Below are 15,315 nucleotides of genomic sequence, written 5' to 3' on the forward strand. Positions count from 1 at the left end.
TTTATAGACAAAGTTATAAAATTCTTCACTGATTTTCAAATTTGGGAAATATGACGAAACGGTTGAAAATAGCATTATAAACTCGCTACGCTCAAACAGTGTAATGCTAATGATTTTCTCACTTATTCTATATTTTCACAAATTCTCAATAAATGTTTCGAATTTTAGGACTTTGCTACAATATACTTTGGCAATAGTCTGTATTCTATATATAATTGTATTGTTAGTTTTTATAAATGACAAACTAGGGAAAATTGTCTATAATGAGCTAAAAAATGATAAAATGGTATAAAGGAGTATTTAATAGTAAAGCAGAGGTGAATGAGGGGGATAATATGTCTAATTTTACTTTTTTAAATAATAAGTGGAAAATATTGGCTAAGTTTGGAACTCAAGCAGAAAACTATCTTCATACGGATAGCAATGCATCCATGTTAAAGATGCGTATGTTTGGAGAACAACTGATAGATTATATATTAACAGCTTTAAAAATTGAAGTGGATAAATTTTCAACTCAAGATGATAAGATTAAACTTTTGAGAAATACAAGAATAAATGGAGCTATACCAGATTTGTTTGATATAGTGAGACGTTATGGAAATAAGGCCAATCATGAAGGCTATGAAAACAAAAAAGATGCTTTAGAATGTTTAGTAGCTATGTATAGGATATCGGCTTGGTTTTATATTAAGGTAACAAAAGATACTTCAATAAAACCATTAACATATAAAACTCCTAAGCCAGTTAAAGCGAAAGCACCAGCATATAATATAGAAGAGTATGCTAAAGAAAAAGAAGAAATAAAAGAGGAACATATTAAAGAAGTAAGATCTGTAAAAGAAGAAGTAAAAACAGTTGTTGAAACTGAAAATGATAAAAAGGTAGAAAAGGAAGTAGAAGAAACCTTAGAGCTTAATGAAGCGGAAACTAGAAAAAAATTGATAGACATCATGCTAAAGGATGCAGGATGGAATATTAATAATAATGAATTGGTGAAAGTAGAGTTTCTCTTAGAAGACCATAAAAAAGCAGGTAAAAAAGGATTTGTTGATTATGTATTGTTTGATAAAAAAGGTAAACCAATTGCAGTAGTAGAGGCTAAGAAATCTTTTGTTGATCCTATTATAGGGCGACAACAAGCAGTAGAGTATGCCAATACCATAGAAAGAGACTATAAAGTTCGTCCTATTATTGTTTATACCAATGGATATGAAATATATATGTGGGATGATAAGTATAGTGAGCCAAGACAAATTTGGGGATTTTATACACTAGAAGATTTAGAAGAATTATTTTTTAAACATAAATATAAGAAGGATTTAAATAAAGTTGAAATAGATAAAAATATTGCAGGAAGACCGTATCAAATAGAAGGGATCAAAAGAGTATATGAAAAATATTCAAGTGGATTTAGAAAAGCCCTTTTAGTAATGGCTACAGGAACAGGAAAAACAAGAACAGTTATTGGATTGACAAAAGGCATGATGGAAGCAAATTGGGCTAAAAGAGTATTGTTTTTAGCGGATAGAGATGAACTTGTAAGACAAGCTAAAGAAGATAAAAATAGCTTTAAAACCTTTATGCCAGAGCAAATATCTTGTAGATTTACTGGAAAAAATTCTGATAATAGAGAGGCTACACTTTATTTTTCAACATATCAAACTATGATTAATTATTATAGCAAGTTTAGTGTAGGATTCTTTGACCTTATTATTTGTGATGAGTCTCATAGAAGTATATATAAGACATATAGAGATATCTTAGAATATTTTGACTCTCGTATTATAGGGCTAACGGCTACACCTGTAGACTTTATAGAAAGAAATACTTTTGATTTATTTAATTGTGAAAATGAAGACCCTACATTTAATTTTTCCATAGACCAAGCTTGGAGTCATATACCTCCATATCTTATTGAGCCAAGAGTAATTGATGCTACTACTGACTTTTTAAGAAAAGGAATAAAATATAGCCAAATGACAGAAGAACAAAGAAGGCAGGTGGATGATGAAGGGTATAATGGTGATGAAATTGAATTTGATAAAAAAGAATTAGAGAAGAAAATAACAAATAAGAATACTAATAAGTTTATATTAAAGACATTAATGGATAAGGGAATTAAAGTAGGGGATCATTTAGGGAAAACAATTATATTTGCTAAAAATAAAAAACATGCTAATTTATTAGATTCGTTATTTAATGAAATGTATCCTCAATATAAAGGAAAAATGACGGCTGTTATTTATTCAGGTATTAAGGATAAGGAAAGACTTATAGAAAATTTTAAAAATGAAGAATTTCCTAGAATAGCTATCTCTGTAGACTTATTAGATACAGGAATAGATGTACCTGAAATAGTCAATTTAGTATTTGCAAAGCCTATATATTCAAAGGTTAAGTTTTGGCAGATGATAGGTAGAGGAACAAGAAGATGTGATAATCTATTTGACAATGGATTAGATAAGATGGAGTTTGTTATTTTTGACTCATATAAAAACTTTGAATTCTTTGAAATGAATCCAAAAGGATTTATTCCTAAACCACAAAAAACATCTATGCAAGTTAGATTTGAATCTTTGTGCAAGCTTTTAGAAACATATAAGTCAAAGAATAAAGAGAATATATGCAATGATTTTGTAGAAAAGTTAAAAAGAGATATAGAAGAGTTACCATTAGAGAGTATAGAAATAAAGAAAAATAGAAAGAAAATAGAACAGGTTAAAAAGGAAGAATACTGGAAGACTTTAAGTGAAGACTTTATTAAAAAATTAAAATTAGAGATTGCACCATTAATACAATGGATTGAAGCGAAAGACAATTCAGATGCTATTTCATTTGATAATTCCATATATAGAATACTTCAAAACTTTGAGAATAATGATAAAGATTCATTGATTAAAGAAATTAATATGACTATGGAAAAATTATCAAGACTTAAATTAAATATAAATCAATTTGATGGAAAAAGAGAACTTGTAAAATCATTATTAGAGCCATCAGGTTGGGAGAATCTTAGTTATGAAAGATTAGAGGAAATAAGAATCAATCTAAGAGATTTGATGAAACATAAAGGAGCTACATCAGGAGCTTTTGTAGTATTTGATATAAAAGATACTGCTGGAGTAGTAAAAGAAATTAGTGCGGGTTCTGTTCTATATGGTTCTAATATGGAGCCTTATGAAAAGAGAGTAAAATCAGCTATTGAGGAGAAGCTAAATGACCAGTTAGTGATTCGGAAAATTAGAAAAGGTGAAAAGCTTTCTCAAACTGAAATAGATGGTATATATTCCATATTTGGTGAAGAATTTGTTTATAGTATAGATGAGCTTTCAAGTAAAACAGATATAGATAAAGAGGATATAGTTGGTATTATTCGAAAGTTTGTTGGAGTTGATGAAATGGAATTAAATAAAAGGTTTGAAGAATTTATTCAAAAGCATCATAAAAAAATGAATGCTACTCAAATTAAAACTTTAGAAATAATTAAAAATGATATAGCTAAAAACAAAGGGATATCCTTTGCAGCATTATTTGCCCAACCCTATACATCTTTTAGTCCAAATGGAGTGGATGGTATATTTGGAAGAATGGCTGATGATGTTTTTGATTTGATAGCACCATTTAAAGCGACGTATATATCTTAAATTTAGGAGGAGTCAAAGCAATGTTAGGACCAGATATTAAAAGTAAAATTGATAAATTATGGAATAACTTTTGGTCAGGGGGAATATCTAACCCTCTGACTGTAATAGAGCAGATATCATATCTTTTGTTTATAAAAAGATTAGATGATATGGATAATGCAAATGAAAAAAGAGCCAATAGAATAGGTAGACCATTTCAATCTATTTTTCCAGAAGAGTTAATGAAGTGGAGTGAATTCAGACATTTAGATGTAAATGAAATGTTTGATATTGTATCTCAAAAGGTTTTTCCATTCATAAAGACTATGGGAGGAGAAGAATCTAGCTTTACAGCTGAAATGAAGGATGCAGTATTTATGATACCAAAAGCATCTCTACTTCAAGAATCCGTTAGACTTATAGATGGAATAAATATGGATGATGCAGATACTAAGGGAGACTTATACGAGTATCTTTTATCAAAGCTTGCAACATCAGGAGTAAATGGTCAGTTTAGAACGCCAAGACACATCATAAGAATGATGGTTGACCTTATGGACCCATCCATTGATGACGAAATATGTGATCCTGCTTGCGGTACTGCTGGATTTTTAATTAATTCATTAGAATATTTATTAGAAAAATACACAAATCCTGAAAGTGTATTTACGGATGAAGATGGAAATCTTCATAAAAGAATTGGGGATATGATGAAGGGTGAAGATTGGAATCATTTTAGGACTAAAATGTTCTACGGGTTTGATTTTGATCCATCAATGGTTAGAATCGCTTCAATGAACCTTATGCTTCATAGTGTAGATAATCCAAATGTAAGACAAATGGATACATTATCTAAAAATTATGAAGAAGAAAATAAATATACAGTAGTATTAGCAAATCCACCTTTTAAAGGAAGTATAGATAAAGAAGATATAAATTCTACCCTTGCAAAGGGAGCAAAAACTACTAAGACTGAACTTTTATTTATGAAGCTTATTGATAGAATACTTGATTTAGGTGGAAGATGTGCAGTAATCGTTCCGGATGGAGTTTTATTTGGATCAACAAAAGCCCATAAGGATATAAGACAAAATTTAGTGGAAGAAAATGCATTAGAAGGAGTAATTTCAATGCCTTCAGGAGTATTCAAACCCTATGCAGGAGTATCAACAGCGATACTTTTATTTACAAAGGGTGGAGAAACAAATAAAGTATGGTTTTATGATATGCAAAGTGATGGATTTTCATTAGATGATAGAAGAAACAAGCTTGATCATGATGGTGATATTCCAGATATAGTAGAAAAATGGAGAGCAGTAAAAAAAGATAACTCTATAGAGCCAACGAAAGAAGATCAATGGTTTTGGGTAGAAAAAGAAGAGATAGTAGGTAATAATTATGACCTTACTATTAATAAGTATAAGGAAATAGAGTATGAAGAAGTGGTATACGAAGAACCAGAGGTTATATTAGATAAGATTGAAGAGTTAGAAAGATCAATTTTAGAAGATGTAGCAGAGCTTAAAGGAATGGTGAAGTAGGATGAAGGAAAGTAATGGCACCAAATTTATTATAAAAGAACTTAGGGATGTAGTTGAAATTGATGGTGGATATGCATTTAAAAGTGATGAATTTATGCCCAATAAAACTCCTATTATTAGAATAGGAAATATTGTAGAAGGGAATGTAGTTATAGATAACAACATTGGGTATGATATTGAAAATCAAGATTTTGATAAATATATTATAAAGAATCAAGATATATTAATAGCTATGTCAGGTGCTACTACAGGTAAATTAGCTATGTATAAAAATAACACTGAAGCTCTACTAAATCAACGTGTAGGTAGATTAAATGTTATTTGTGAGGATATACTTGATAATAATTATCTATATTACTATTTAAGATCAGATTTTGTTCAGAATAAAATTAAAGTAATAGCAAGTGGTTGTGCTCAACCTAATATAAGTTCGAAACAAATTTTAAGTATAGAGATTCCAGTACCTCTCTTAGAAATTCAAAAGAAAATAGTTCGGGTTTTAGAAAAGGCTGAAAAGGCTTTAGAAAAGAGAAAAGAAGCTATTAATTTATTGGATGAATTAGTCAAATCAAGATTTGTAGAGATGTTTGGGGATTTAATTTCAAACAGTTATAATTGGAAAACCATTAAGTTAAAAGATATTTGTTCTTTAAAAAGTGGTGGTACACCAACAAGAAATAAACCAGAATATTTCAGAGGCGATATTCCATGGATTACTACAGTTGCATTAGGAAATAACTTAATAGATGAGAAAGATGCAGTTGAGTTTATAACACAAGAAGCAATTGATAATAGCTCAACAAAGTTAATTAAAGAAGGTTCATTGTTATTCGGGATGCGTGTTGGAGTAGGAAAAATATCTGTAAATGCTATTCCGATGTGTACTAATCAAGATATTATGGCAATAACTGAAATAGACACAAATAAATATAATTTATTATTTCTAAAAAAGGTTATTGAAAGTTATTCAGAGTATTTTAATAATCAAAAAAGAGGAGCAACTATTCAAGGTATAAAAAGTGATACGTTGAAAGGAATTGATATACCAATAGTTGAGATTAAAATACAAATTGAATTTGTTAATTTTGTTAATCAAACCGACAAATTGAAATGTAAAATGGAAAAGAGTTTAGAAGAATTAGAAAATAACTTTCATTCATTAATGCAAAGGGCTTTTAATGGAGAATTATTTAGTTAAATTAGAGGAGTTTTTATATATAATAAATTTGATATTTATTATAACTATAAAACAAGTAGGAGGATAGTGCGCTATGTTATATCATCCTTCAGGTGAAATAGTTGAATTGCCTGAAATTTGAAAGAAGTGAGGTTATTAATGAATGATGCTCAAAAAAATGATTTGTTTTATGTATGTTGTCTTATAGAATTTATAGGTAGAAAAACTAAAAATAGAAGGTTAACAATTGTTCAAATATTAGGTAAGGAAGAACTAACAAGACAATTAGATATTGCAGAGGTTAATCATTGTCTATCATTTGACCAAGTTTCAGATGAAATAATAGAGTATTTTAATATACCAGAAGGTGATTTTGATACTGTTGGATTATGTAAATACAATGTTCCAAGTGTTCAAGCAATAGGAAAAGTGTATCAGAGATTAATAATAAGTATAATTTCAGAACAAGATAATTTACTGGATGTTTTATTCAAAGTATTTGATTCATTTATAAGTGATGAAATTTCAGATTTCAATTCATCTGTTTATTATAGTAACCCAGAGTATTTAAAGTATTCTTACTTAGAAGGAAGATTATTAGACTAATTACTTTTTCATCTTCTTGAAACTTATCAGAAAATAAGATATAAATAGAATAAAGAGGAATATGATAAAGGAGTTGAAAAATATGAGAGGTATGAAACCCAAAACAAAAAAAGCAGTAGCTATTACTATTGCAGCTATGATGGTGATTAGTGCTTTTGCTACGGTAGTTTCGGTTTTTTAGATGGGTATATATTATATTATAAATATTTTAAATAAAAATAAATGAAAAGTGATTTCTATATAATAGGAATCATTTTTTTTATTTTAAATATATTTAAAAAGAAAGAGAGCTTTTAATAGAGATGGATTAATTTTACAAGATATTTTCAGAAAATTTAAAAAACAGAAAAAAGAATATGCTTTATGAATCATAATTTTAATACTCTTAGTTTATAATGAGGCAATCACAAAAGAAAGGAGGAAAATAAAAAAATATGCCTCGAATGATATAATAAAGGAGGAAAAAACATGGAAGGATTTTTAGCCCTTGTTGGGAAAATCTCAGGATGGATTTGGGGTATACCCATGCTGATTATTTTAGTAGGTGGAGGTATATGGATGACTTTTGCTTTAGGATTTTTTCAATTTCGCTATTTTCCGTTTATTATGAAAGAAACCTTTGGAAAGATCTTTGCAAAAGTAGAGGGAGAAGGAACCATATCTCCATTTCAAGCTGCAACCTCTGCATTAGCATCAACGATAGGGGCGTCTAATATTGTAGGAGTTCCAGTAGCTATAGCTTTTGGAGGACCAGGAGCAATATTTTGGATGTGGGTAACTGCAATTTTAGGATCTGCATTAAAATTTTCAGAAATTATATTAGGAATAAAATATAGAGAAAAAAATCCACAAGGAGAATATGTTGGAGGTCCTATGTATTATTTAAGAAAAGGACTTAAATCTCCATTATTAGCTGGAATATTTGCATTTTGTTTGATGATTGAGATTGTACCATCTATTGCAACACAAACCGTATCTGTTGTACAAACAGCATCTACTATAGGTATATCAGTATGGGTAACAGGAGCAGTAGTAGCAATTATAGTAGGTTTAGTAGTATACGGAGGAATCAAAAGAATTGCTCAAGTAACAGAAAAATTAGTTCCTTTTATGGCACTTTTATATTTTATAGGAGCTCTAATTATTATATTATCCAATATTAGTAAACTTCCTATGGCAATTGGACTTATTTTTAAACATGCGTTTACTCCTATAGCAGCTGCTGGAGGATTTACTGGAGCAGGAATTGCAGCTACTATGAGATGGGGGATTGCTAGAGGTGTTTATTCTAATGAAGCAGGTATGGGTACTGCACCAGTAGCTCACTGTGCTGCTGTAACGGATCATCCTGCTCGTCAAGCAATGTGGGGAATTTTTGAAGTTATTGTAGATACATTAGTTGTATGTACTACAACTGCTATAGTTGTTTTAGTGACAGGATTATGGAAGACAGTTCCTGCTTCAGAAGCTGCTTCTATACCAGCTAGGGCTTTTCAAGGATTAATGGGAGAAGCATTGGGAGGTACTATTGTTACCATTAGTATTCTTTTATTTGTATTATCTACCATTATTGTGATTGTATATTATGGAGAAAAACAAGCAGAATATCTTTTTGGAACTCAATTTTCAAGAATAATGAGGTTTGTATATATTATTGCCATCTTTTTAGGTGCAGTTGGAGGACTAGAATTTTTATACCAATTCCTTGACATTTTACTTGCAGCTGTTATTATTCCAAATGTGATAGGACTGTTGTTTATGACAAAAGAAATTAGACAAATTAAAGATGAATTTTTTTATGATCCCAAGTATTATCCAGGAGCAAGAATTAAAAATAGAAAATGATAAAATATATGATAAAAACCCTAAAGGTGTTCTTCTTTAGGGTTTTTATCATATACAAAATTTTCAGTATTTTTGCATACAATAATACTTTTAGATTTTTCAGAAAATATACTGACAAAGCTAATAAAATCATGTTATAATATTAACGTTAAAACATTAACAATAGTGGAGGGATGAAGGATGGATGCAAGGAAATATATGGAAGAATTAGTAGGGAAGTCAAGAGCTGCACAAATAGAATTTGAAAACTTTACACAAGAACAAGTAGATGCAATTGTAAAGGCTATAGGAAGAGTAGTATATGACCATGCAGAAGAACTTGCAAAAATGGCTGTAGAAGAAACAGGAATGGGTGTATATGAACATAAAGTAGCTAAAAACAAAGGAAAATCTAAAACGATTTGGAATAGTCTAAAAGGGAAAAAATCTGTAGGAATTATCGGCAGGGATCCAGAAAATGGTATTGTGGAAGTTGCAAAACCTATGGGAGTTGTAGGAGCTGTAACACCTACTACAAATCCTATTGTAACACCTATGTGCAATTCTATGTTTGCTATTAAGGGAAGAAACTCCATCATTATAGCACCTCATCCAAGAGCTAAAAAATGTAGCACGTATACAGTACAATTAATCAATGAAGCTATTAAAAAATACAATGCCCCACAAAATTTAATACAAGTGATTGAAGAACCATCAATTGAAAAAACAAATTTATTAATGAATGCTGTAGATGTAGTTGTAGCCACAGGCGGAATGGGTATGGTAAAAGCTGCTTATAGTAGTGGAAAACCTTCCTATGGTGTAGGGGCAGGAAATGTTCAAGTAGTTGTAGATAGAGAGATGGACTTTGATGATGTTGCAACTAAAATTATCACTGGAAGAACTTTTGACAATGGAATCATCTGTTCAGGAGAACAAACAGTCATTGCGCATGAAGATGATTATGACGGATTAATAGAAGCATTTAAGAAAAATGGTGCTTATTATGTAAATGATCCTAAGGAAAAAGAAGCTTTTAGAAACACTATATTTATAGATGGTGTGATTAATAAGGATGTAGTAGGACAATCACCACAAAAGGTTGCAGAGCTTGCAGGAATTAATATAGGAGAAGATGTGAAAGTTATTTTAATAGAAGCAGATGGAATTGGTCATGAAGATGTTTTATGCAAAGAAAAAATGTGTCCTGTTATGGCTACTTTTAAATGTAAAACATTTGAAGAAGGAATTCATATTGCACAAACAAATTTAAACTTAGAAGGAAAAGGACATAGTGCAGCAATTCATTCTAATAATCAAGAACATATAGATTATGCTGGTTTAAATCTTACAGTAAGTAGATTGGTAGTGAATCAACCGTCTTCTACTACTGCAGGAGGAAGTTTCTTCAATGGATTTGCACCTACGACTACACTAGGATGTGGATCATGGGGAAATAATAGTATATCTGAAAACTTCACTTATAAACATATGATGAATATATCAAGAATCGGACATTATGTATGTGATAGAGTAGTTCCTACAGATGAAGAATTGTGGGCTTAGATAAAAATATAACAAATTTGGAAAAATCAGCTATGAAAGTAGCTGGTTTTTCTCTGTCATTTGTCAATTAATTAACAAACTCAAAAAATTTCTTGCAGCAGTAGAGAGTGGAATTTTTTTGTGAGTTAAAATTCCTATGCTTCTACTGGGGGGCTTTGGAACTACATTTAATATAAAAATATCATCAGTTTTAGTAAGTGTTTGGATAGCATCCTCCATCACAAAAGATATTCCCAGTCCAATTTTAGTAAGTTCTATTAAAAGATCAATACTTTCTAATTCAATTTCAGGTAAGATAGATACTTGATTGGTTTGCAGGAAATCTTCAAAAAAATTTCTAGTGGTAGAATTCTTTTTAAGACTTAAAAAAGGATAATTTTCAAGATTTTTTAGAGAAATTTGTACATTTTTTAAGTGCTTATAAGATTTCCCTGCAATAAATACATCTTGTATTTTTTTGATTTCTGTATATTTTATATCTTTATTTTTTTGCTCAAAAACATTTACTACGGCTAGATCTACTTTTCCTTCATACAAAAGATTTGCACAAAGAGGAGATGGTTTATTGATAAGTTGAATTTTAATATTTGGAAAAGCTTCATGGAATTTTTTTATATAAGATAAAAGATAATATTTACAAATCGTATCACTGGCAGCAATTTTTACTTCTCCTGTATCTAAAGTATGAATGGATGCAATGAAATTTTCTCCTAAATGAATAAAATGAAAAGCATTTTTTATGTAGTCAAATAAAGCTTCTCCTTCAGAAGTAAATTTGACTTTTTTTGTATGGCGAACAAAGAGTTTAATATCTAATTTTTCTTCTAAGGCCTTAATAGACTGACTCACAGCAGATTGAGAAATATATAATTCTTTAGCTGCCTCAGAAAAACTCATATATTTTCCTACATAATAAAAATTTTTATAAAGCTCTAAATTGATTTCCATTTATAAGCACCCCTAATATATATTATTAACAGTATTAATTTTATTTATTAATTTTATTATGTTACAATCAAATTGTAAATACTAAAAGAAAAAAGGTGGGATAATATGAGTGCCATCAAAAGAATTTATGTGGAAAAAAAAGAAGGTTTCGATATAGAAGCAAAAAATTTACTAGAAGATGTTAAACAAAATTTAGGGATAAATAAATTAGAAAATTTAAGAATTTTAAATCGTTATGATATAGAAGGAATTTCAGCAGAAGAATATAAAAAAGTTAAAAATACTATTTTTTCAGAACCAAATGTAGATGATGTGTATGATGAAGTTTTTCCTATAGGAGATGAAGAAAAAGCTTTTGGAATTGAATATCTTCCAGGTCAATATGATCAAAGAGCAGATTCAGCAGAGCAATGTGTTCAAATATTTACTCAAAAGGAAAAACCTCATATAAACACAGCGAAGATTATTCTAGTAAAGGCAGATATGACACAAGATGAATTGAAAAAAATAAAAGAGTATTGTATCAACCCAGTAGATTCTAGAGAAGCAGAACTAAACAAACCAGATTCTTTAAAAATGCAGACTCAAAATCCAGAAAATGTAGAAGTCATCCATGATTTTTTGGAAAAAAGTGAAAAAGATCTAATGGACTTTAAAAATCATATGGGCTTTGCCATGAGCTTTGAAGATTTATTATTTTGTCAAAAATATTTTAAAGAAGAAAAAAGAAACCCAACCATTACTGAATTAAAAGTCATAGATACTTATTGGTCAGATCATTGTAGACATACTACTTTTATGACTGAAATAGAAAAAGTACAAATAGAAGAGCCATTTATACAAAAAGTATATGATGAATATCTTTCTTCAAGAAAATATGTATATGAAGATAAAGATCGAGATATGAATCTGATGGATTTAGCAACTATTGGTATGAAAGAGCTTAGAAAAAAAGGAAAATTAGATGATTTGGATGTTTCAGATGAAATTAATGCATGTAGTATCAATATTAAAGTAGATGTAGAAGGAACTGAGGAAGACTGGCTTTTGATGTTTAAAAATGAAACACATAATCATCCTACAGAAATAGAACCTTTTGGAGGAGCTGCAACTTGTTTAGGAGGAGCTATTCGTGATCCTTTATCAGGAAGAAGTTATGTCTATCAAGCTATGCGTCTAACAGGAAGTGCAGACCCAAGATTAGATATAAAAGATACATTAGATGGAAAATTGCCTCAAAGAAAAATTACTACCCAAGCAGCAGCAGGATATAGTTCTTATGGAAATCAAATTGGACTTGCTACAGGAGCTGTTGCTGAAGTTTATGATGAGGATTTTGTAGCCAAAAGAATGGAAGTAGGTGCAGTAATTGCAGCAGCACCAAAAGAAAATGTAGTAAGAGAAAATCCTGCTTTAGGAGATGTAATTATTTTAGTAGGAGGAAGAACGGGAAGAGATGGTGTAGGAGGAGCTACAGGATCTTCTAAGGAGCATGATGAAGAATCCATTTTAAATTGTGGAGCAGAGGTACAAAAGGGAAATGCTCCAACAGAAAGAAAAATTCAAAGATTATTTAGAAATCCAATTGTAAGTAAAATGATCAAAAGATGTAATGATTTTGGAGCAGGTGGAGTATCTGTTGCAATCGGAGAGCTTACGGATAGCTTAGAAATAGATTTAGATCAAGTACCTAAAAAATATGATGGATTAGATGGAACAGAAATTGCCATATCTGAATCTCAAGAAAGAATGGCTGTAGTCGTAAAAAAAGAAGATGCAAAGAAGTTTATCAACCTTTCTAATGAAGAAAATCTAGAAGCAACTGTTGTAGCAAAGGTTACAGATACAGGTAGACTTGTGATGAAATGGAAAGGAAAAATTATTTTAGATATCTCTAGAGAATTTTTAGATACAAATGGAGTGAAACAAAAAACTTTAGTTAGTGTGCAATCTTTAGATAAAGAAAATAATTACTTTACAAATAATATAGAAGAAAAAGATTTAGAAAAAGCTTGGATTAAAAATCTTAAAGATCTTAATATAGCCAGTCAAAAGGGATTGATAGAGAGATTTGATAGTACTATAGGAGCAGGAACTGTTTTAATGCCACTAGGAGGAAAATATCAACTCACTCCAGCAGAAGGAATGGCTGCTAAGATTCCTGTTATGCATAAAGATACTACTACAGGAAGTTTAATGAGCTATGGATATAATCCTAAAATTGGAAAATGGAGTCCTTTTCATGGAGCTTTGTATGCAGTAGTAGAAGCTATATCGAGAATAGTTGCTATGGGTGGAGATTATAAGAAAGTACGTTTGTCTTTTCAAGAGTATTTTGAAAAACTAGATAAAGATCCTAAAAAGTGGGGGAAACCTTTTAGTGCTTTATTAGGAGCATATTTGGCACAAAAAGAATTTGAAACACCTGCTATAGGTGGAAAAGATAGTATGTCAGGAACTTTTAAAGATATAACTGTACCTCCGACACTAGCAGCTTTTGCAGTAAGTACTGTAGATATTAGAAATGTTATTTCTCCAGAAATCAAAAAAATAGGAAGTAAATTGATATATATTCCAGCAAAAAGAAATGAAAATGAATTGATAGATTTTGAAGAATTAAAAAGAAATTTTGAAAAAATACATGAATTGGTTCAAAGCAAAAAGATTCTATCTATTCAATCTATAAGGATAGGAGGAATCGCTTCTGCAATTAGTAAAATGGCTTTTGGGAATAAAATAGGAGTGGTATTTGAAAAAGAAATGAATGAAAATGAGTTATTTGCTCCTAATTATGGATCATTTATTTTAGAGATGGATTCTGAAAATATTTCATCACTAAAAGGTATAAATTATGAAGTATTGGGAACGACTCAACAAAATGAAAATATTTTAATCAATCATATTCAAGTTTCATTAGAAAAAATAGTAAAAGAATGGGAAGAACCATTAGAAAGTGTTTTTCCAACTTATAAAAAAGAAGAAGGAGAAATTAAAGATATTTCTTTTGAAAAGGGAATTTGTAAGAAAGCATCTATAAAATTGGCGAAACCTAGAATATTTATTCCAGCATTTCCAGGAACAAATTGTGAATATGATACTCAAAGAGTCTTTGAAGAAGCAGGAGGAGTAGCAGAAACTTTAGTATTTAAAAATTTAACACCAAAAGATATAGAAGAATCTATTGAATATATGGTCAATCATATAAAAAATTCACAAATTATAGCTTTACCAGGAGGATTTAGTGCAGGAGATGAACCAGATGGTTCTGGAAAATTTATTGCAACCATATTTAGAAATGAAAAAGTAAAAAATGCTGTAATGGATTTACTCAAAAATAGAGATGGCTTAATGATTGGTATATGTAATGGATTTCAGGCACTGATAAAACTTGGACTCCTTCCTTATGGAGAAATTAAAGAGACATCATGTGATGCACCTACTCTTACTTTTAACAATATAGGAAGACATGTATCTACTATAGTTAGAACAAAAGTAGTTTCAAATCTTTCTCCATGGATGAGTTACACAAAAGTAGGAGAGATTCATACAGTAGCTGTATCTCACGGAGAAGGAAGATTTGTAGCAAATGAAGTAGAAATGAAAAAAATGGTTCAAAATGGTCAAATTGCTACTCAATATGTAGATATGAATGGAAATGCAACCCATAAAATGCCTTACAATCCAAATGGATCTTTCTATGGAGTAGAAGGAATTACAAGTCCTGATGGAAGGATTTTTGGAAAAATGGGTCATACAGAAAGAATGAAAGAATATACAGCCATCAATATAGATGGAAATAAAGATCAAAGTATATTTAAAGCAGGAGTAGATTATTTTAAATAAAAAAAATCACATGTTCCTATAGGAACATGTGATTTTTATCATACATAGGGAATGCTCATAAAACTTAGACTGTATAAAGTAGAATGAAAACTAAGGTACAAATGATGTACTTGGTAAGATTATAAATAAGTCTATATTTTTAGGTATGTATTTCAAAAAAGTATATTTATAAATACTTAAAAAGGAA

Annotated in this window: 8 protein-coding genes; 7 read left to right on the forward strand and 1 reads right to left on the reverse strand. The window is 29.9% G+C overall.

The annotated features are described in order from the left end of the window. The first annotated feature begins 335 nt into the window (after nucleotides 1-335). From BN2409_RS06635 to BN2409_RS06660, 6 genes are all read left to right on the forward strand, one after another. Nucleotides 336-3,644, forward strand: coding sequence for a type I restriction endonuclease subunit R (locus tag BN2409_RS06635; protein ID WP_053955856.1), 3,309 nt, complete (start codon nucleotides 336-338; stop codon nucleotides 3,642-3,644). A 20-nt stretch (nucleotides 3,645-3,664) separates the two neighbouring features. Then, nucleotides 3,665-5,164 (forward strand): type I restriction-modification system subunit M, encoded by a 1,500-nt coding sequence (locus tag BN2409_RS06640; protein WP_053955857.1) that lies wholly within the window; start codon nucleotides 3,665-3,667, stop codon nucleotides 5,162-5,164. 1 nt (nucleotide 5,165) lies between these two features. Further along, nucleotides 5,166-6,362 (forward strand): restriction endonuclease subunit S, encoded by a 1,197-nt coding sequence (locus BN2409_RS06645; protein WP_053955858.1) that lies wholly within the window; start codon nucleotides 5,166-5,168, stop codon nucleotides 6,360-6,362. Between the two features lie 138 nt (nucleotides 6,363-6,500). Beyond that, on the forward strand, nucleotides 6,501-6,947 hold the full coding sequence (locus tag BN2409_RS06650; RefSeq protein WP_053955859.1) for a hypothetical protein: 447 nt from the start codon (nucleotides 6,501-6,503) through the stop codon (nucleotides 6,945-6,947). Nucleotides 6,948-7,415: 468 nt separating this feature from the next. Continuing rightward, entirely contained in the window at nucleotides 7,416-8,792 is a 1,377-nt protein-coding gene (locus BN2409_RS06655; RefSeq protein ID WP_053955860.1) for an alanine/glycine:cation symporter family protein, read from the forward strand. A 180-nt stretch (nucleotides 8,793-8,972) separates the two neighbouring features. Beyond that, nucleotides 8,973-10,337: an aldehyde dehydrogenase family protein gene (locus tag BN2409_RS06660; protein WP_053955861.1), complete on the forward strand. Its 1,365-nt coding sequence runs from the start codon at nucleotides 8,973-8,975 to the stop codon at nucleotides 10,335-10,337. A gap of 63 nt (nucleotides 10,338-10,400) precedes the next feature. On the opposite strand, the gene BN2409_RS06665 is transcribed toward BN2409_RS06660, so the two are convergent. Next, on the reverse strand, nucleotides 10,401-11,285 hold the full coding sequence (locus BN2409_RS06665) for a LysR family transcriptional regulator (protein ID WP_053955862.1): 885 nt from the start codon (nucleotides 11,283-11,285) through the stop codon (nucleotides 10,401-10,403). A 105-nt stretch (nucleotides 11,286-11,390) separates the two neighbouring features. Here BN2409_RS06665 and BN2409_RS06670 point away from each other — a divergent pair, with 105 nt between their 5' ends. Then, nucleotides 11,391-15,128 (forward strand): phosphoribosylformylglycinamidine synthase, encoded by a 3,738-nt coding sequence (locus tag BN2409_RS06670; RefSeq protein ID WP_053955863.1) that lies wholly within the window; start codon nucleotides 11,391-11,393, stop codon nucleotides 15,126-15,128. Nucleotides 15,129-15,315 lie beyond the last annotated feature (187 nt).

The organism is Inediibacterium massiliense (assembly GCF_001282725.1).
Lineage (GTDB): Bacteria > Bacillota > Clostridia > Peptostreptococcales > Thermotaleaceae > Anaerophilus > Anaerophilus massiliensis.

What these genes read in the sequence shown, in the direction of transcription:
- BN2409_RS06645 (WP_053955858.1), top strand. Translation starts at nt 5,166, where the DNA reads ATGAAGGAAAGTAATGGCACCAAATTTATTATAAAAGAACTTAGGGAT.
- BN2409_RS06655 (WP_053955860.1), top strand. Translation starts at nt 7,416, where the DNA reads ATGGAAGGATTTTTAGCCCTTGTTGGGAAAATCTCAGGATGGATTTGG.
- BN2409_RS06640 (WP_053955857.1), top strand. Translation starts at nt 3,665, where the DNA reads ATGTTAGGACCAGATATTAAAAGTAAAATTGATAAATTATGGAATAAC.
- BN2409_RS06650 (WP_053955859.1), top strand. Translation starts at nt 6,501, where the DNA reads ATGAATGATGCTCAAAAAAATGATTTGTTTTATGTATGTTGTCTTATA.
- BN2409_RS06670 (WP_053955863.1), top strand. Translation starts at nt 11,391, where the DNA reads ATGAGTGCCATCAAAAGAATTTATGTGGAAAAAAAAGAAGGTTTCGAT.
- BN2409_RS06635 (WP_053955856.1), top strand. Translation starts at nt 336, where the DNA reads ATGTCTAATTTTACTTTTTTAAATAATAAGTGGAAAATATTGGCTAAG.
- BN2409_RS06660 (WP_053955861.1), top strand. Translation starts at nt 8,973, where the DNA reads ATGGATGCAAGGAAATATATGGAAGAATTAGTAGGGAAGTCAAGAGCT.
- BN2409_RS06665 (WP_053955862.1), bottom strand. Translation starts at nt 11,285, where the DNA reads ATGGAAATCAATTTAGAGCTTTATAAAAATTTTTATTATGTAGGAAAA.